Raw genomic sequence first — 17,686 nt, forward strand, 5'->3', positions numbered from 1 at the left:
TTTCTATTGGAGGAGGTACTCATAACTTTAAACCGCTTCTACTCTTGAATCGTCTAAGTAAAATGTGGCTTTCTACTCTCGTAATGCCTTCTAGTGCATAAAGCTCTTTGTTTATAAATGATTCTAATTCCGGAAAATCACTGACGAGCACATGCATATGTAGTGTGCTCGGTCCGGTCATTTGATAACAGCTTGCTACATAAGGGTTGCTGGCCAGATTTTCCGCTACTTCCACCAGCGCTCTTGGTTCGCAGTCCACTTCGAAGAATGCTGATACTTCTTTTCCTACTTTCTCACTGTTTACGACTGCGGTAAATTTCTCGATGATACCATTATCTATCAGTTGATTGACTCTTGAGCGAACAGCTACTCTGGATAGGTTAAGTTTTTTGCCAATATCAGCGTAAGACATTCTCCCATCATCAACTAGTAATTCTAAGATACGTTTATCTGTTTCATCGGTTTTTAAATTTTTATGTTCTTCCATGGATACACCACACCTTGTAGAGTAGTTATTTAACCTGTTTGAATGAACAGGATTTCCTCGCGAAAAACAGATATTTCAATGACTTCATTCTCTAAGCAAAAATAACGAAAACAATCCTCCACAATTAAAGTCTATATGAGCACGCCGGAAATTTTAATAAAGCCAAATAGATAAGAAAATATATAAATATTTTGAATAATTTGTAGATAAGCCTTTTAAAATTCTTAATATTGCCTTATAATCATCAACAATACAATAAACGATTGTTAATGTAAATGCTATATATAGTTAACAAATGATTTTATAGGTAATTTTAAAAGAATGAAAGTTAATTTTATTAGCCTTTTTATACGTGAAGGAGCTGTACATATGGAAAAATCCGACTACTTATATCAACCGTTTTCAGCTAAAAGAATGACGACCATTTCAAAAAATGGAATGGTAGCAACATCTCAGCCACTGGCTTCTCAAGTAGGGTTAGACATTTTAAAACAAGGGGGGAATGCCATTGATGCTGCGATTGCCACGGCTGCTGCCCTTACCGTAGTTGAACCGACTTCCAATGGAATCGGAGGAGATTGCTTTGCTCTCGTATGGGTGAAGGATAAGCTCTATGGACTGAATGGAAGCGGGCGCTCCCCATCTTCAATCTCTATTGATCAGTTGAAAGCTAAAGGATACGATGAGATCCCTAAATATGGATTCGTCCCTGTTATGGTTCCCGGGGTCCCGAGATCGTGGGCTGAGTTATCTAGAAGATTCGGAAGGCTGCCAATGACTGAACTATTGGCTCCAGCCATTCGTTATGCTGAAGATGGTTATCCTCTGACACCAATTCTCGGTAAGTTTTGGAAAGATGGATATCATAAATTTAAAGAAGTCTTAAAGGGCGATGAATTCCTTCACTGGTTTGAAACATTTGCTCCAAACGGCAGACCTCCTGAAATAGGTGAAGTTTGGAAATCCCCCGATCACGGGCAGACGTTGAGGAGAATTGCTGAAACAAAAGGGGAGGATTTCTATCGAGGAGAAATTGCTGAAAAAATCGACGCTTTTTCACGAAAACATAAAGGTTTTATCAGGAAAGAAGATTTGGAAAATTTTCAGCCTGAATGGGTAGAGCCCATTTCAGTAAATTACCGGGGGTATGATGTTTGGGAAATTCCACCTAACGGCCACGGTTTAGTTGCATTATCAGCCTTGAATATTCTAAAAGGTTTTAATATAGGTGCTAAAGAAGAGGTTTCTACTTATCATAAGCAGATAGAAGCGATGAAATTAGCTTACACTGATGGAGCGGAATTCATTGCAGATCCTGAGCATATGGATGTATCTGTAGCAAGTTTGTTAAGTGAAGAGTATGGAAAACAAAGAAGAGATGCGATTACTGATGAAGCTCTCACGCCTCAACCGGGAGAACCTGCTAAAGGCGGAACGGTCTACTTAGCAGCTGCGGATAATGAAGGGAACATGGTGTCGTTCATTCAGAGTAATTACATGGGCTTCGGTTCCGGACTCGTAGTTCCAGGTACAGGAATCGCATTGCAAAACCGGGGTCATAACTTTTCTATGGATGAAAACCATGCAAACGCACTAGCTGGAAATAAGAGGTCCTATCATACGATCATTCCAGGGTTTTTGACTAAAGACGGGAAAGCTGTAGGGCCTTTTGGTGTCATGGGTGGGTTTATGCAGCCGCAGGGGCATCTTCAAGTAGCGATGAATACAATCGATTTCCACTTGAACCCGCAGGCTGCGCTTGATTCACCACGCTGGCAGTGGATGAAAGATAAAACTGTTTGGGTAGAGCCGACGTTCCCCACCCATGTTGCAGAAGCTTTACGAAGAAAAGGGCACCATATTGAAGTTCAATTAGATTCCGGGGCATTTGGCCGAGGCCAGATCATTTGGAGAAATGAACAAGGGGTATTGTTCGGTGGTACAGAATCCCGAACTGATGGGACAATATCCGCTTACTAATAGCAAAGGAGGGTAAAGCATGCAGCAATGGAATCTCTTCCTTGCCTTTTTCAGAGTAGGTATATTCGGATATGGAGGAGGTCCGTCTTCTATACCCCTAGTGCACAATGAAGTAGTCAAAAAATACAAATGGATGTCAGATGATGATTTTGCGGATGTGCTTGCCTTAGGTAATTCATTACCAGGACCGATCGCAACAAAAATGGCTGGTTATATTGGTTACAGGGTTTCAGGTTTGTTAGGGATGATTAATGCGGTGTTAGCGACGATCATTCCGACCATCATTTTAATGATCTTATTACTTACGTTTTTAAACAGCTTTCGCGATCAGCCGTGGGTGAACGGAATGACTCAAGCGGTCGTGCCCGTAGTAGGTGTAATGCTGGCTGTGATGACCTACGACTTCTTTAAAAAGGCAAATACGAACTTGGGTCTGATCCTTACAATCTTACTAGGAGCAGCTTCTCTTTTATTAATTGAAGCTGCTGGGATCCACCCGGGCCTCGTGATTGCCGCTTTATTGATTGTTGCATTGGTTCGTCCGATGAATCAAAATGACTCAGCTGGTCCATCCAAAAGTAAGGAGTCCTCCTGATGATTTATTGGCAGATTTTTGTAGCTTTTTTCATACCAGGAATTGTAGGTTATGGAGGAGGGCCGGCATCCATTCCGCTTGTTGAAAATGAGGTAGTCGGGCGGTTCGGCTGGATGTCGGTCAATGAATTCAGTGAAATGTTAGCTATGGCTAACGCTTTGCCTGGACCGATCGCCACTAAAATGGCAGGCTTTATAGGATATGAACAAGCTGGTATTCTCGGGGCCGCGATTGGCGTGTCTGCTACAGTGGCCCCTTCCCTTTTTCTGATGATCGTTTTGCTTAACCTGTTGAATAAATTTAAGGGCTCTCCAAGAGTAAAAACAATGACTTCACTTATAAGACCGACTATCGGAATTCTGCTGGGTGTAATAGCTTATCAATTTTTCCAGACGTCTTATAGTTCCGCGGGTATTATTCACACCATCCTCCTGATTGGATTGAGCTTTGTTTTATTGGAAAAGGTCAAGGTCCATCCGGCATTCGTCATTGCTGGTTCGTTAGCTTATGGCGCCCTTTTTCTTGGCCGTTAACAATTCGAAACTTTTTTCTTCATTCTTTCGTAAATAAGGATTAAGTAGAAAGGGGACAAATGATGAGCAACTATTCGATCGATGAATTTATTAGAAAAACAAAACAGGATGAAACTGAAAATGAGTTCTTTGAACTGGAAACGCCTCGTATATTAGAAGTGAACCTTACTGATCAAGTGTGGGCAAAAGCAGGTTCAATGATTTCTTTTAACGGAGGAATCAAGTTCGAGCGGGAAGGGATCTTGGAACATGGGGTAGGCCGTATGTTCAAAAAAGCCTTTTCAGGTGAAGGCAGTTCACTGATGAAAGCATCAGGAAACGGGAGATTGTACTTGGCCGATCAGGGGAAGAAAATCACAATCTTTGACCTCGATAACGAAGCGATCACTGTAAACGGCAATGATTTATTAGCTTTTGAACCAGGGATTGATTGGGATATCAAATTGATGAAAAAAGTAGCAGGTATGATGTCAGGTGGATTGTTCAACGTCACGTTAGAAGGTAAGGGAAAGGTGGCGATCACTTCTCATTATGAACCGCTGACTTTACTTGTCCGTCCGGGCTCTCCTGTTATTACGGACCCGAACGCTACAGTTGCCTGGTCGGGTCACCTCCAGCCTGAATTCCGGACTGATATCAGCTTCAAGACGTTCATCGGAAGAGGGAGCGGCGAGTCGATCCAAATGGAGTTCAAGGGTGAAGGTTTCGTGATTGTCCAGCCTTTTGAAGAGATTTATACTACAGGAAATGGGTCTTCATAAGAAATTTCCAAAAAAATAATGCATTCGCCTTTACTTCGAGATCGAAACATTGTATTATATGAAATAACTTAAATTTAATAACGGAAACTTCTTATCCAGAGAGGCGGAGGGACTGGCCCTTTGATGCCCGGCAACCATCGAATCAATCTAATGATTGACGAGAACGGTGCCAATTCCTGTAGGATGGTCAAACATTCTAAGAGATGAGAGGATCGTACGGAATATTACGACCCCTTTTCTTATACTGGATAAGAAAAGGGGTTTTTTGGTTGATAAAACCGTCAAACTCTCTTAGGTGGAAGTTGCGTTAATGGAAAGGGAAGATGACAATGGGTAAAGCGACAGCGATATTCGGTGCAGGATGTTTTTGGGGAGTAGAAGCATTTTTTGAACGATTTGAAGGAATTACACATACAAGAGTAGGATATACAGGCGGTCATACAGCACATCCGTCATATGAACAAGTGAAAACGGGTACCACAGGTCATGCAGAAGCTATTAGTATTGAGTATGACCCGGAAGTGATAACGTATGGAGGATTAGTGAATATCTTTTTTGAATGTCATGATCCGACATCAAGAAATAAACAAGGAATCGATGTGGGACATCAGTATCGTTCCGCTATCTTCTATGGCACTGAAGGAGAAAAAGCAATTGCAGAAGAAAAAATTCAACAGTGGACAAATAAAGGGGTATTTAAACGTCCGATCGTTACAGAAGTAACAGAAGCCGGTACTTTCTACGAAGCTGAAGAATACCATCAGAAATACTCCCAAAAGAACGGATCATTCGCCTGTGGAATCAGCTAGTTTATAAAATGAAAACCGAGTTCCTAATATAGGAACTCGGTTTTTTTAGTGCTGTTGTGATTGTATTTCCTGATTAAGTTTTTTCATTCGGTCTTTAATGACAGATGTGTCAGCGAATAAGTCATGAATACCCTGATGTTTTTTCGTAAAAATAACTACTAGATAAGGTAACCCAAGTACGGCCATGCTGATATACCGTCCAACTAACTCCCTTATGACGACCTGCCCTTTAGAAAGGCGATCTCCTACCAACGATTCAACAGAGAGACCGAGGGCCATTTTCCCTAATGTGGCTCTAAAAAACCAGGTCATTAAGATGAAGTAGAGGAAAAAAACAATGGACTGCAAAATATTAGTGACACTAAACAAGTCGATCCAAAGTTTCACCTCAGACAAGTTCGTTAGACGAATCAGCGGCCTGGTAATGATCGAATTCAAGCTCCATATGACGATTAAATCAATGATGTATGCAAAGAAACGAGGTAAAAATCCGGCATAGAGTAAGCGTTGGATTTCATTCAAGTTCGATGAGACCGCTTGGTTGATATGACTGTCCGTTTGAGTAGGTTCTACTGTATCCATATTCATTACCTCCTTTACTCAGTATACATATACATCATTCTAGGTCCCTGTCGGTTGTCGATCATTTCATTGATCCATTTCACTTCACTGTTGGGGAGGAATGATTCTACATTTACAGGAAAACCGAATATGGTTTCTCCACTCGTATATTCAATGACTTCAGGATTAGTACCCATATCGTCCTTCAAAGCTTGTAAAGCATCCTCTTCAAACCCAATATTATCAACCAACCCATTTTCCGCAGCTTGCTGACCTGAGTAAATACGTCCGTCTGCAATATTAGTCACTTCATCCTCCGGCATATCCCTTCCTTCACTGATTACATCAACAAATTCTTGATAAGATTCATCCACCAGTGTTTGCAGAATTTCCCGATCTTCTTCTGTCATTTCTTTCGTAGGACTCATAATATCTTTAAATTCACCACTTTTGATGGTATTGAAATCCACTCCATATTCATTAGCAAGCTCTTCATAATTGATGCTTTGCATGATGACACCGAGAGAGCCTGTGAACGTTTCATTCGAAGCAAAAATCTGATCAGCCGGCGCTGATATGTAGTAGCCTCCGGATGCTGCCATCCCGCCCATGGAAACATATAACTGTTTGCCTTCTTCTTTAATTTCCAGAAGCTTATCATGGATTTCCGCACTTTCAAAAACACCGCCGCCTGGAGAGTTTACGTACAATAGAACGCCTTTGATTGTACTATCTTCTTTAATCGTATCCAGCTGTTCGAGGAAAAGTTCGTGATTGTAGCCTTCCCCTTCAAACAGGTTCCCGCCTTGACCGCTCATAATGGTACCATCTACTGAAATACGAGCGATTCGTTCAGAAGAAGAACCCTCCTCCATCACTTTTTCCTCAGGCCCTTCATCTTCATTAGAGAACATTCCTTGAGAAGAGTCACTGAATGTATCTGACATTAAAAAACCTATACTTTGACTTAAAATACCGATCAGCAATAACGCTACGGCGATACCGATCGCTATGAGCCGCTTCTTCATGAACATCTATCCTTTCTCATTAAAATACTCTGAAAAACAATCGTAGCAAAAATCTGGCAAATAATATATAGATGGTACAAACGTTTTGAAAAATGTCGAAATTTCTTTGCGGAAACGTGAGATTTACCAATATATGGGTTATCTCATCAAGATATATTCTTTGCTCTCCATTCCGAGTGCAACATACTCATCTCATATAAACTCCAGTATTCATTATTATATTTTCGGTGATCTCTTAAAAGACCGTCTACTTTAAACCCGGCTTTTTTATATGCACGAATAGCTCCTTCATTAAAATCAAATACTCCAAGTCCGATCTTATGCAAATTTAACTCATTAAAACCTTTATATAATATTTTCTCAATCATGACACCAGCTATTCCTTTTCCGCGTGCTTCTTCACTTACTAATACTTTCCCTATACGTCCCGCCTTATTTTGGCGGTCTATTTTCAAACTGATATGTCCGATAGTTTGCTCCACCGCTTCGTCCACGACTTTATATACAAATACAGGGGCATTCTTTGTATTGGCATTTCCAATGTAATGCATCAGCTGATCGGTCGTCAGAGGATAGGTGAAGTTTGGCCCGGCCCATTGAAGTAGAAATTCTGGCGAGTCTATCCATCGAATTAAATGATCGAAATCTGATTGTGTAAAATACTCCAGTTTGATCATCTTAAGCTCCCACCTTTCTTACACTTGACGTATGGTAAGGCTACCCTTTTAAATGAACCTATAACTAATCTGTTAAGAAGAAAGAAGGGTAACTTATTAAATATTATATACTTAGCGCTGCTCTGATTGCGATCATTAGTGGTTGTGGACAGGGAGTAGATTCAGTAACACTGCAGGAGCAGGAAATTTCAGACACGCTTTATATCCAAAAGGTAGAAGAGGGGGTATCTACAGACGGGCTGACTAGTGTGAGGCAGGATTCTGAGACGAAAAGAGCCCTGTTGGATAAAGTGGAAGGAATGGATATTGAGAAAAAATCACCCGGAGAATTGAGTGAAGAGATGGAGAGCCAGGATGTGTATACGTATAATTTCTCAAATGAAGGAGAACTTTCAAATGAATCTGAGGGGGATTATAGTTTTGCCGTTTTAGAGGATGGAAGGTTCCTCGTGCCCGAAAGTCCTGAACAAGCGGGGACCCTGAGCTATCAATCTAAAGAAAAGCATCCAGAACTTCTTAATGAAATCAATCACTTAGTGGATATAGGCTTTTAAGAGAATATTTTCATGGATTATAGCTTAGTAAACGAGGAGGGAAGGCATGTGGGTTAACGATGCAATTCTATTATTAATGGCGGCATTTATGGTCATTGGAGCAGTAGATTATACCCTTTTACAGAATCGGTTAGGCCTTGGAGAAAAGTTCCATGAAGCTTTCTTGATGATGGGGCCGCTAGCTTTAGCTATGGTTGGAATCATTTCACTCGCCCCTGTAATTTCAAAGGGGCTTTCTCCAATCGTCACCCCATTCTTCGAGTGGTTTGGTGCCGACCCCTCTATGTTTGCTTCCATGGTACTGGCTATCGACATGGGAGCCTATCCATTATCCGAAGCACTGGCTGAAAGCGAAGAGGCAGCCACATTTTCCTGGGCTTTTTTAGGAACGATGATGGGACCTACGCTGGTATTCACTATACCTGTCGCCCTCACCATCATTCAAAAGCAGGACCAGACTTATTTCGCCCGTGGCATTCTCATCGGTTTAACTACAGTGCCTGCAGGTTGTCTTTTGGGTGGTGCATTAGCTGGATATGAGCTTGTTTGGATGGTTCGGAATTTGATCCCTTCCGTTATCCTGTCCATTGGGATTGGAATTGGCTTATGGAAATTTACTAAAGGAACTATTTTTATTTTCTCAAAGTTCGGTAAAGGAATAGAGCTCATTATTATGGCGGGGTTAGCAGCTATTATAATAGAGACTTTGACAGGTTTGATCGTAATACCTGGAATGGCACCTTTAAACGAGGGCATCAGCATTGTAGGCAGCATCACAATAACCCTTGCAGGGGCTTATCCACTAGTAGCTTTTATCAATCAAAAAGGACAAAAACTATGGCGAACGGCCAGTTCTCGTTTGCGAATTGAATCCGAGTCTATAGCAGGTATCATCGTTTCTTTAGCGCACCACCTGCCTATGTTTGCCGTTATGAAAAATATGGACCCAAGGGGAAAAGTGATGAACGCAGCCTTTGCTGTGAGCGGAGCCTTTGCTTTTGGGAGTCATATCGGTTTTGTTGCGGGTATTGAAAAGGAAATCGTAGGAGCTGTTATGGCTGGTAAACTGACAGCCGGGGTTCTAGCAGTTGGTATTGCCTGGCTGGCAACGAGTCCCAACATAAATGAAGAGGAATAATCGCTTTACTTCAATACATGAGAGAAGTCTATTATACTTGTTTTATAACAAATAAGGAGTTGTTCAAATTGAAAACAGAAATGAAACAGCGTTACGAAGAATATATCGAAAAGTTCAAGCAGACAGCCCCTGAAGATGTCCAGGAGAAAATGAAAAAGGCTATTAATGAATTACAACATTCTAAAGAAGGGAAGGGACTGGAAAAAGGAGAGAAAGCTCCGGATTTTACGCTTCCCGATCCTAACGGCAACCCTATCAGTCTCTCCAACCAACTGAGCGTCGGCCCGGTCATAGTGACGTTCTATCGAGGCGGATGGTGTCCTTATTGCAATATGGAGCTTAGAGAGTATCAACAAATATTAAGCGACATCCATGCAGCGGGAGGAGAACTGATTGCAATCAGCCCGGAGACCCCGGATTATTCTCTTTCAACCGCACAAAAGAATGACCTTCAATTTCATGTGCTCAGCGATGTAGGTAACAAGACAGCCCGTCAATTTAACCTGGTTTATCCTTTGCCCGATTACCTCGTCGATATTTATAAAGACAAAGGGTTGAACGTGGATGAGCATAATGGAGATGAAACTTGGGAACTTCCTGTCTCCGCAACGTATGTAATCGACCGGGAAGGAACAATCGTTTATGAATATACAAAAGCAGATTATAAAGATCGCGCTGAACCTTCGGAAGTCTTAGAGGTTTTAAAAGAAACGAAGTAAGCAGGTCGACACACCTTTCTAAACTAGAAAGGTGTGTTTTTAATGAAAGTAGGGTAGCTGAATGAGACTGTATAGTGCTTTAATCGGGTTAAGTTTAATATGGGGCTTGTCCTTTGTTTTTATAAAATGGCTGTTGGATCCTGTTGGGGTTTGGGGAACGGTATTTCTAAGATGTTCAGCTGGTGCGCTGATCCTTCTTCCAATACTATGGGCGAAAAGGAAGCAGATCGTTCGACCGATTCCCTGGAAGTCATTAATATTTGTCGGGATCTTCAATGCAGGAATCCCATGGGGATTTATAGTTTGGAGTGAAACAGAAATACATAGCAGTACAGCAGCGGTGATGAATGCCCTGACTCCTATTTGTACAGGTCTTGTCGGGTTCTTATTTTTTTCAATTGTGTTGAAAAAGCGTCAATGGGTCGGAATCGCTTTAGGTTTCGCAGGTATTCTGGTCTTAATGGAGTTTAACATATTGGAATTGTTCAGAGAAAGTTTCATCGGGATAGGAACGATGATCATAGCTGCCATATCTTATGGTTTTGCTTCCCAATTCACTAAAAAATATCTGCAAAGAACGGCAATATTATTGGTAACTACCTGTTCATTGCTAGTGGCAGCAGTGGTAGGTTTCATTGGAATGCTTTTTACAGGGACGGTATCACAATTAAGTGGAGAGACGTTGGGTGAGCCGGTAGTATGGATTTCGATTATCGGATTAGGCTGCTTTGGCTCGGGAGTCGCTCATTTATTATTTTACTATATGGTGAAAAATGGAAGTGCTGAATTTGCGACGTCAGTTACCTACCTCATTCCAATCACTGCTATGATATGGGGATATGTGCTGCTGGAAGAACCAATCACAAGTAACTTAGTGGCCGGACTGGTGATTATTTTCATAGGAGTCTATCTTGCCACAAGAAAGCCGAAACAAGTAAAAGTTTTATAATTCTACTTTGTGTATTTATTGGCATAACTGCTCGCCGTGATAGAATCGGGTTTGATTTTAGGTTCGAATCCCAACGATTCGATACGTGCCATCATTTCATTTACATACAGACGCGTGCGGTTACGGTCGCCCGCCCCGATATCTATATGGCCTTCCATCGTAAAGCTGGCATCTTTATATATATAGGGGAGAATAACTTCAACTAACTGATCAATTTTTTCTTCTGTGAATAGTGAGGCGATTTCCTCCGTCAAAGACGTTTCATAAGAAATTCTTTCATGTAAAACTTTCATAGTTCGCGGCACGATTTTCTTTCTGAAGCATGCCCATGCCCCTTTTCCTACCCTGTGAATCACAATGCCGGTAATAAAAAGGGTGTGACCGGGGTGAATTTGTGAATCGGTTCCGAGCATCAACTTATAATGACCATATGGATCTTCCTTCATGAAAGATTCAATATGGGAAAACACCTCATCAAACGTCATTTGGGAACAGGAGACATTCTGAAAGGATATAGGTTCCATCATTTGTCCTCTTTTCAAGTGGAGTAAGTGTACTCATCTAATATAGTGTATTCTTAATATTCCCTGTATGTTCAATATTAAAAAGCGACGTCCAACGTGTTTTGAGTAAGAAAAGGAGACTTTAGCGGTTTGCGGGAAATCTGATTGCTTTTCTGCGGGAGGCTGCCACGCTTATACATGATTAGCAGGCTTGGCATGCAATCAGGGAAGTGAGCAAAGAAGAGGCTCTGTTAGCTATAAATGTCTTTTTTGTTTGGCTATGTTATAGGTTGTTGTTGATATTGATAAGTGTTATTCAACAATATGGCAGGATAGTGGAAGACTTGATTTCAAGATAATCTCGGTTCGTTGCCCTATTAAGAGTCAGGGGTGGTTGGGAAGCTACTGGCTTCCCAACCACCCCATTCGATAGAAGAGAGAAACGAACCCTCGCGTTAAAAATTGAGCGACTTACCGATTCCTACCCAATGATAATAATGTATTTTGCCTCAAATTTATTAATAAGAGACCTATATTAAGACAATCAGTAGGCTATCATCAAAGTTCGCTTATCTTGAAGGGATAATGCCGTAACCAATTTTTTTCTGTGTTCTTAGATCCTGAAGTACTGTCATAAGAGTAGTGTCCGTTTTACTAATTATCGCAAAGAGCTCCGGGAAATTGCGAGACTCCTGTGGGAACAAAGTGCTTGGTGATGCCCCGCAGAGCGTTAGCTCGAGGAGACTCACCGCGCTCCCACGGAAAGCGAGTGATTTCCCGGAGCTATAAACGCTGTCCATCATAACGGAAACAGCGCTTACATCTAGAAACTTATTCTTCCACTATAGGGAGCTTATATGAATATCAACACGGAACTTTAACAAAGCCTTTTGTTTAAATAAACCTCCCTCATACGGAAGATCGGTTTCGTTAATTTTGTTTAGAGAAATGGGGTCCTGAAAATGGATCGCTTTCCGCGGGGATAACGGCAAGCCTCCCTGAGCAATAAAGCTCTCCGGGGTCTTGCCAGTCTAACCATTCCCGCAGGCGTCTAACCATTCCCAAGACCCCATTACCAGGATGTCTGAAACGAAAACATCACATAAAGGGAGCATTGTGGAATAGGCTCTACCATAGTAGTTTGATTGGTAGTTTTACCTTGTTATATAGGATTGAATAGAAATGATTAAGGAAACATTTCCCGGAGAGCCGCTAGCTCCAACTACGATTCCGGAATCAAACTTTCACCAACTTTAAAAAACACAACGCTTGCCATAATTAAAATACAAATATCCACATCAGTATGATTGAAATGATGAATGTAATGGTGTAGATCATAGTTAATAATCGTACACTGGAATCTCTTACAGGACGATCTTCTTTTAAGCTCGTAAGCTCATCTGTCGTTGAATCATCTTCTTTTTCTTGCCTCACCAAGTCACGTGCTACGTTAATCGTTCCAAACAGCGCAATCAAACAAACGATGATGATGATGGCATAATAAATAGGATACATACCTGGGCGCCCCTTTTGAATGGGTTTCATTACATCAATTTTATCATGATTTCAGTTCAAGGCGAAAATATGGATCAAGAAGAAGCTTCACTTACATCGCTGGGACGTGCCCGCTTCACGAACAAGGAAAGGACAAATCCTAATAGTGCTACAGCAAATGCAACGAAATAGACAAGCTCTACCCCAGCCACTGTGGCTTGGGTCATTGCACTTTCAGAAGCTGGGTTTTCAGCGTTTTGAAGGAAGCTCTCCTCCCTTGAAGTTAGTATACTTATGAAGACGGAAACACCGATAGCGCCTGAAACAGGCTGCAACGTATTCATGATTGCTGTTCCATGTGGATAAAGCCGCTTCGGTAACTGATTTAAACCATTTGTCTGTGCAGGCATCATGATAGCTGAAACGGAAAGCATCAAGAACATATAGGTGATCACGATGATGTAAATAGGAGTATTTGTTCCTACCTGGCTGAGCGAGAACATGGTCAACGTCAACACGAAAGCAGCAGGGATAATCAACCTTCTAGGACCGAATTTATCAAATAGCTTTCCCATCACAGGTGACATCAGTCCGTTTAGAAGCGCTCCGGGCAATAGGATCAGTCCTGCTGTTGCAGCAGTTAATGCAAGCGGACCCTGCATAAACATTGGTAATATGATTTCAGAAGAAAACATCGACATCATTACAATGATGAACATGACAAGTGCAATAGAATACATCGGGTACTTGAAAACACGCACATCGAGGAGTGGATCATCAAGTTTCAATTGTCTTAAGGTGAAGAAAACGAGAGATAACGCCCCGGCTATAATAAAGCTGAACACTTGCGGTTCAAGGAAACCCGCTTCACCTTCACCTGCGAAGCTGAACCCTAGCACAACTCCTCCAAACCCTACTGTAGAAAGCAGGAGAGATAGTAGATCGATTTTCGGCTTCGTCACTTCTCCTACATTCCTTAAGTACTTATATCCGAATAGGATAGAAAAGACAGCAAAAGGAATGACCGTAATGAATAAAAATCTCCATCCTAAGTATTCCACAATTATTCCGGATAAGGTCGGGCCAATGGCGGGAGCGAACATGATGACCAGTCCGACTAATCCCATGACAGACCCGCGACGTTCAGGCGGAAAGATGAGAAGAAAGGTATTGAAAATAATCGGAATCAGCAGTCCAGTACCGACCGCTTGAATCAGACGTCCCGCCAGTAAAAAAGAAAAAGTGGGTGCAACAGCACAAAGTACTGTACCTATTGTGAAAATGGACATTGTTCCGATAAACATTTGACGCGTTGTAAAAGTCTGCAGTAAAAATGCGGAGACGGGAATCAATATTCCCATAATTAGCATGAACCCCGTAACCATCCATTGGACAGTTGGAGCATTTATTTCAAAAACCTCCATTAAGGATGTCAAAGCTATATTTAATAAAGTCTCATTCAAAATAGCAAAAAACGCACCGATAATCAGGGAAAACATGACCGGCTTTACGCTGAAATTAGGGTCGTCTGCTAAAAATTCATATTGCTCTTCTGTTGTATTTCCTTCCATATATATAATCTCCTTTTCCTGTGTGTTCACAATAGACCATTATATAGTAAACAAACGTATAATATGAAGGATTTGCTCACACTTGATTTAACTCTTTTCAAGCATCTTGCAGATTTATTGGAAGGAAAAGCTCGTTGCACGGGAACAACCCTAACGACCCGCTTTGTGTGAAATCGCTTAAATAGGAGTGTATTTCTTTATCATACATAGTTAAGTAACCTCAGCTTTTTATCGAAATATATTAAGCGATTGCCACAGTCTTACATTTCTTCTGGAGCTTCAATCCCTAACAAGGATAGACCTTGTTTTAAAACAAGGGAAAATCCATAAACTAATGTTAATTTTGCATCTTGCTGCGCTCCCTGTAAAATTTTTGTGTGCGTATAATATTGATTGAAGGTTTTAGCTAAATCGAGCAGGTATTTGGCTATTTGGCTGGGATCATACTCTTTGTATGCTTTAGCTGTAGCTTCAGGAAATTTACGAATTTGTTTAATAAGGCTCCAAGCCTTTTCATCTGATAGAAAAGGGGTGCTTGCGTCAGCTTTGAAATCTCCCTTCTGTAAAATAGATTGGGCGCGAACATAAGAATATTGCAAATAAGGAGCGGTGTTTCCTTCAAATCTAAGCATATCCTCAATAGAAAACTCGACATCGTTTCGGCGGTCCTGCTTTAAGTCGTGGAAAATAACGGCTCCGACGCCTACTTGTCTGGCCACAGTTTCTTTATTTCTAAGGTGAGGATTTTTCTCTTCAATACTGTCACTTGCCTGTTGGATGGCTTCCTTCAAAACATTTTCTAATAAAATCGTTTTCCCTTGGCGCGTAGACATCTTCTTGCCATCCTGCAGCATCATTCCAAAAGGGATATGCTTTACATTTTGCGCCCAGTTGAAACCGAGCTTGTTTAACACATGCTTGATTTGGGAGAAGTGCAGTGATTGCTCATGACCTACTACATAAAGAGCTTCATCAAATGAATAACTGTTGAAGCGATCGATCGCTGCTGTTAAATCACGTGTTGCATAAATGGTTGTTCCATCACTTTTTTTGATAAGGCATGGAGGTATTCCTTCCTCGTCCAGTCTTACCACCTTGGCCCCATCAGAATCCTCTAATAATTGATGTTCCTTCAGCAATTCGACGGTGGAGTCCATCTTATCGTTGTAATAGGCTTCTCCACGCGTGAGGTCGAATTCAATTCCGAGCAGCTGATAGATCTTCTCGAATTCTTCTAATGAGACTTCCTTAAACCATCTCCATAATCTTAGTGCTTCTTCATCTTGCTGTTCTAGTTTTTTGAACCATTGACGCCCTTCGTCAATCAACTCGGCGTTGTGTTTGGCTTCTTCATGGAATTTTACATATATCTTTGTCAATTCAGCTAATGGGTTTGCGCGTATCTTTTCTTCGTCACCCCAATTCTTATAAGCAGACAGTAATTTGCCAAATTGAGTTCCGTAGTCTCCGATATAATTGATTTTTACGGTTTCGTATCCGCTGTTCGCTGCTAAATTGGCGAGCGAATTTCCGATAACAGTAGATCTTAAATGCCCCATAGAGAATGGCTTAGCAATGTTTGGTGCGGATAGATCGAAAACGACTGTTTTTCCTTCGCCAAAAGTATGTTTGCCATAGTTCTCTTGCTCGGTAAGAATTTGCTTGAGTGTATGCTCAGCCATGAACTGCTGATTCAGAAAGATGTTGATGTATCCTCCGACGGGTTGAACGTTCTCAAATAAATCATGCTTCAATTGTGGTGCAAGTTCGCTCGCCAGGTCTTGAGGCGACTTGCGTAAGGCTGGTGAGAGCTTGAAGCATGGGAACGCCAAGTCCCCCATTTTTTCCTGCTTCGGTGTTTCTATGTGTTCATATACCCAGTCACGACTGAATTCTTCCCCGAGGATTTGCGATAATTGCAGGGCGAGTACGTGTTTTTCCATGAAAAGACCTCCTTAAAATAAAAAAAACCCCGTCTCAAAAAAGAGACGAGGTATTTGCTCGCGGTGCCACTCTTATAGCTACTGGGGTAGCCACTCGAAGTTGATAACGGGGGTCTTCCCCGGCTTTGTCCTACTTATATTTCAGACTAGCTTCTTCAAAGTCCGGTTCACTCATTATCAGCTGTCAGGCTCCCACCGTCCCTGACTCGCTTAAAGCCGTTAATCAGTTACTCTCTTTTTCACAGAATTTAAGTATTGAGAAAATTATAGCTGAGTGGTCAAAGGAATGCAAGAGTAGGAATATCTTTCTTGTCATTGCCCACTTTAACTAATAGGAGGGTAAGATGTTGCGTTTCTCCTATAAAGGTAGATCGACCCGTAAGTTACTTTTGATTCAACCGGCCATATTAAAGATGGATTCCAGTCGGGCATGGCAAAACAGTTTGATATTAAGGTTGTAGGTTCATGCTGCAATTTCACCTGCAGACGATCCATCGCTTTAGGATATAAATAAGTATAGAGCAAGTCGTACGTATATAATTGTTCGTTCATAAAATCGGTCTTCTTAATGATGACGTTCTTTCTCGGCTGAACTATCTTTCTGATTTTTAAAAAGAGCCAGGGGATGGTCGCCGTTTCGTAAGCAGTCACTTTAGCATCGGGAAATTGTTCAGCTAATGAAAATGCCATCGTTCCAAATCCAGCACCCAAATCAGCGATTGTGGAAGGGTTCATTGGCTGAGCGATTTGAAGGGCAGCGGTTTTCTCTTTATTTGTAGTGGGGGTAGGAGTAATCCCATTCCTCGCCGAGTCTATAAGAACAAGCAAAACAATCAAGATCATTGCCCCAATTACAGCAATAGTTAGGATAGTCACGTAAATCACCTCTTTTATTTAGTATAAGTCATGAAATGATCATCTGGAAGAGATAGTTGTTACAATAGGAAAGAGGTGAAATCAATGGAAAAAGCTTATTCTATAGAAGAAGTGCGTAAACATGTGAGTCAAAAAGCTCTGTCGCTCGTTTATATATCCCAGCCAGGATGTTCCGTTTGCCATTCTCTGCTTCCCCAGGTGGAAGAATTGCTGCAGGACTTCCCTCATGTAGATCCGATCCACGTCGATAGTAGAGAGGTAAAGGACATAGCGGGAGAATATACAGTCTTTACGGTACCAGTCGTCATCTTGCTATCTGGAGGTAAAGAACTTGCAAGAATGGCTCGTTTTGTACCAATCGGAGACCTAAGACAACAATTAAATAAATATAGTCGTTTCATACAATAAGGCCTTCTTTTGAATGAGGGTCTTTTTTTGTGCAAAAATCGCTTCATGATGCAATTTTTAGAAAATTCCGACCGATAAAAAATAATCATTTTCAGGAAAT

The 17,686-nt window shown here is 41.4% G+C and carries 19 protein-coding genes, 1 riboswitch and 1 other annotated feature; of the genes, 10 read left to right on the forward strand and 9 right to left on the reverse strand.

Annotated features, from left to right (window positions below):
* Positions 1 to 19: 19 nt before the first annotated feature.
* On the reverse strand, positions 20 to 487 hold the full coding sequence (locus LF817_RS02040; protein WP_253934091.1) for an Lrp/AsnC family transcriptional regulator: 468 nt from the start codon (positions 485 to 487) through the stop codon (positions 20 to 22).
* A gap of 369 nt (positions 488 to 856) precedes the next feature.
* On the opposite strand from LF817_RS02040, the gene LF817_RS02045 reads away from it, so the two are divergent.
* The 5 genes from LF817_RS02045 to msrA all read left to right on the forward strand — a co-directional run bounded on the left by LF817_RS02045 (position 857) and on the right by msrA (position 5,165).
* Entirely contained in the window at positions 857 to 2,467 is a 1,611-nt protein-coding gene (locus tag LF817_RS02045) for a gamma-glutamyltransferase family protein (RefSeq protein WP_253934092.1), read from the forward strand.
* Between the two features lie 19 nt (positions 2,468 to 2,486).
* Positions 2,487 to 3,062 (forward strand): chromate transporter, encoded by a 576-nt coding sequence (locus LF817_RS02050; RefSeq protein WP_253934093.1) that lies wholly within the window; start codon positions 2,487 to 2,489, stop codon positions 3,060 to 3,062.
* Positions 3,062 to 3,595: a chromate transporter gene (locus LF817_RS02055; RefSeq protein WP_253934094.1), complete on the forward strand. Its 534-nt coding sequence runs from the start codon at positions 3,062 to 3,064 to the stop codon at positions 3,593 to 3,595. Before LF817_RS02050 ends, LF817_RS02055 begins: the two co-directional genes overlap by 1 nt.
* Before the next feature lie 62 nt (positions 3,596 to 3,657).
* Positions 3,658 to 4,356: an AIM24 family protein gene (locus LF817_RS02060; protein WP_253934095.1), complete on the forward strand. Its 699-nt coding sequence runs from the start codon at positions 3,658 to 3,660 to the stop codon at positions 4,354 to 4,356.
* 88 nt (positions 4,357 to 4,444) lie between these two features.
* A riboswitch (SAM riboswitch) is annotated at positions 4,445 to 4,566 on the forward strand.
* A 119-nt stretch (positions 4,567 to 4,685) separates the two neighbouring features.
* Complete coding sequence (msrA, locus tag LF817_RS02065; RefSeq protein ID WP_253934096.1) at positions 4,686 to 5,165, forward strand: peptide-methionine (S)-S-oxide reductase MsrA; 480 nt, start codon at positions 4,686 to 4,688, stop codon at positions 5,163 to 5,165.
* A gap of 45 nt (positions 5,166 to 5,210) precedes the next feature.
* Here msrA and LF817_RS02070 read toward each other — a convergent pair whose 3' ends face one another.
* From LF817_RS02070 to LF817_RS02080, 3 genes are all read right to left on the reverse strand, one after another.
* Positions 5,211 to 5,747: an RDD family protein gene (locus tag LF817_RS02070; RefSeq protein WP_253934097.1), complete on the reverse strand. Its 537-nt coding sequence runs from the start codon at positions 5,745 to 5,747 to the stop codon at positions 5,211 to 5,213.
* Between the two features lie 14 nt (positions 5,748 to 5,761).
* Positions 5,762 to 6,754, reverse strand: a complete 993-nt coding sequence (sppA, locus tag LF817_RS02075; RefSeq protein ID WP_253934098.1) for a signal peptide peptidase SppA — start codon at positions 6,752 to 6,754, stop codon at positions 5,762 to 5,764.
* Between the two features lie 146 nt (positions 6,755 to 6,900).
* Entirely contained in the window at positions 6,901 to 7,431 is a 531-nt protein-coding gene (locus LF817_RS02080; RefSeq protein ID WP_253934099.1) for a GNAT family N-acetyltransferase, read from the reverse strand.
* Between the two features lie 248 nt (positions 7,432 to 7,679).
* Here LF817_RS02080 and LF817_RS02085 point away from each other — a divergent pair, with 248 nt between their 5' ends.
* From LF817_RS02085 to LF817_RS02100, 4 genes are all read left to right on the forward strand, one after another.
* Complete coding sequence (locus LF817_RS02085; protein WP_253934100.1) at positions 7,680 to 7,985, forward strand: hypothetical protein; 306 nt, start codon at positions 7,680 to 7,682, stop codon at positions 7,983 to 7,985.
* Positions 7,986 to 8,031: 46 nt separating this feature from the next.
* Entirely contained in the window at positions 8,032 to 9,123 is a 1,092-nt protein-coding gene (eutH, locus tag LF817_RS02090) for an ethanolamine utilization protein EutH (RefSeq protein WP_253934101.1), read from the forward strand.
* Between the two features lie 68 nt (positions 9,124 to 9,191).
* Positions 9,192 to 9,842 (forward strand): peroxiredoxin-like family protein, encoded by a 651-nt coding sequence (locus LF817_RS02095; RefSeq protein WP_253934102.1) that lies wholly within the window; start codon positions 9,192 to 9,194, stop codon positions 9,840 to 9,842.
* 61 nt (positions 9,843 to 9,903) lie between these two features.
* Positions 9,904 to 10,791: a DMT family transporter gene (locus tag LF817_RS02100; RefSeq protein ID WP_253934103.1), complete on the forward strand. Its 888-nt coding sequence runs from the start codon at positions 9,904 to 9,906 to the stop codon at positions 10,789 to 10,791.
* 2 nt (positions 10,792 to 10,793) lie between these two features.
* Here LF817_RS02100 and LF817_RS02105 read toward each other — a convergent pair whose 3' ends face one another.
* The 5 genes from LF817_RS02105 to LF817_RS02125 form a co-directional block, all read right to left on the reverse strand.
* The gene (locus tag LF817_RS02105) at positions 10,794 to 11,315 is read right to left on the reverse strand and encodes a ribonuclease H-like YkuK family protein (protein WP_371924981.1); all 522 of its coding nucleotides are present in this window, start codon (positions 11,313 to 11,315) and stop codon (positions 10,794 to 10,796) included.
* A gap of 1,257 nt (positions 11,316 to 12,572) precedes the next feature.
* A complete protein-coding gene (locus LF817_RS02110; RefSeq protein ID WP_253934105.1) occupies positions 12,573 to 12,809 on the reverse strand; it encodes a hypothetical protein in 237 nt (78 codons plus the stop codon).
* Positions 12,810 to 12,883: 74 nt separating this feature from the next.
* Complete coding sequence (locus LF817_RS02115; protein WP_253934106.1) at positions 12,884 to 14,359, reverse strand: MDR family MFS transporter; 1,476 nt, start codon at positions 14,357 to 14,359, stop codon at positions 12,884 to 12,886.
* 260 nt (positions 14,360 to 14,619) lie between these two features.
* Complete coding sequence (argS, locus tag LF817_RS02120) at positions 14,620 to 16,302, reverse strand: arginine--tRNA ligase (RefSeq protein WP_253934107.1); 1,683 nt, start codon at positions 16,300 to 16,302, stop codon at positions 14,620 to 14,622.
* A gap of 38 nt (positions 16,303 to 16,340) precedes the next feature.
* Positions 16,341 to 16,554 (reverse strand) — a binding site (T-box leader).
* 72 nt (positions 16,555 to 16,626) lie between these two features.
* Positions 16,627 to 17,178 (reverse strand): class I SAM-dependent methyltransferase, encoded by a 552-nt coding sequence (locus LF817_RS02125; protein WP_253934108.1) that lies wholly within the window; start codon positions 17,176 to 17,178, stop codon positions 16,627 to 16,629.
* Positions 17,179 to 17,262: 84 nt separating this feature from the next.
* Between LF817_RS02125 and LF817_RS02130 the strand changes: the two genes are divergently transcribed.
* A complete protein-coding gene (locus tag LF817_RS02130) occupies positions 17,263 to 17,586 on the forward strand; it encodes a thioredoxin family protein (RefSeq protein WP_253934109.1) in 324 nt (107 codons plus the stop codon).
* The last annotated feature ends 100 nt before the right edge of the window (positions 17,587 to 17,686 follow it).

It is taken from the genome of Halobacillus sp. A1 (assembly GCF_024189295.1).
GTDB lineage: Bacteria > Bacillota > Bacilli > Bacillales > Halobacillaceae > Halobacillus_A.

What these genes read in the sequence shown, in the direction of transcription:
- LF817_RS02040 (WP_253934091.1), bottom strand. Translation starts at nt 487, where the DNA reads ATGGAAGAACATAAAAATTTAAAAACCGATGAAACAGATAAACGTATC.
- LF817_RS02045 (WP_253934092.1), top strand. Translation starts at nt 857, where the DNA reads ATGGAAAAATCCGACTACTTATATCAACCGTTTTCAGCTAAAAGAATG.
- LF817_RS02050 (WP_253934093.1), top strand. Translation starts at nt 2,487, where the DNA reads ATGCAGCAATGGAATCTCTTCCTTGCCTTTTTCAGAGTAGGTATATTC.
- LF817_RS02055 (WP_253934094.1), top strand. Translation starts at nt 3,062, where the DNA reads ATGATTTATTGGCAGATTTTTGTAGCTTTTTTCATACCAGGAATTGTA.
- LF817_RS02060 (WP_253934095.1), top strand. Translation starts at nt 3,658, where the DNA reads ATGAGCAACTATTCGATCGATGAATTTATTAGAAAAACAAAACAGGAT.
- msrA (WP_253934096.1), top strand. Translation starts at nt 4,686, where the DNA reads ATGGGTAAAGCGACAGCGATATTCGGTGCAGGATGTTTTTGGGGAGTA.
- LF817_RS02070 (WP_253934097.1), bottom strand. Translation starts at nt 5,747, where the DNA reads ATGGATACAGTAGAACCTACTCAAACGGACAGTCATATCAACCAAGCG.
- sppA (WP_253934098.1), bottom strand. Translation starts at nt 6,754, where the DNA reads ATGAAGAAGCGGCTCATAGCGATCGGTATCGCCGTAGCGTTATTGCTG.
- LF817_RS02080 (WP_253934099.1), bottom strand. Translation starts at nt 7,431, where the DNA reads ATGATCAAACTGGAGTATTTTACACAATCAGATTTCGATCATTTAATT.
- eutH (WP_253934101.1), top strand. Translation starts at nt 8,032, where the DNA reads ATGTGGGTTAACGATGCAATTCTATTATTAATGGCGGCATTTATGGTC.
- LF817_RS02100 (WP_253934103.1), top strand. Translation starts at nt 9,904, where the DNA reads ATGAGACTGTATAGTGCTTTAATCGGGTTAAGTTTAATATGGGGCTTG.
- LF817_RS02105 (WP_371924981.1), bottom strand. Translation starts at nt 11,315, where the DNA reads ATGGAACCTATATCCTTTCAGAATGTCTCCTGTTCCCAAATGACGTTT.
- LF817_RS02110 (WP_253934105.1), bottom strand. Translation starts at nt 12,809, where the DNA reads ATGTATCCTATTTATTATGCCATCATCATCATCGTTTGTTTGATTGCG.
- LF817_RS02115 (WP_253934106.1), bottom strand. Translation starts at nt 14,359, where the DNA reads ATGGAAGGAAATACAACAGAAGAGCAATATGAATTTTTAGCAGACGAC.
- argS (WP_253934107.1), bottom strand. Translation starts at nt 16,302, where the DNA reads ATGGAAAAACACGTACTCGCCCTGCAATTATCGCAAATCCTCGGGGAA.
- LF817_RS02130 (WP_253934109.1), top strand. Translation starts at nt 17,263, where the DNA reads ATGGAAAAAGCTTATTCTATAGAAGAAGTGCGTAAACATGTGAGTCAA.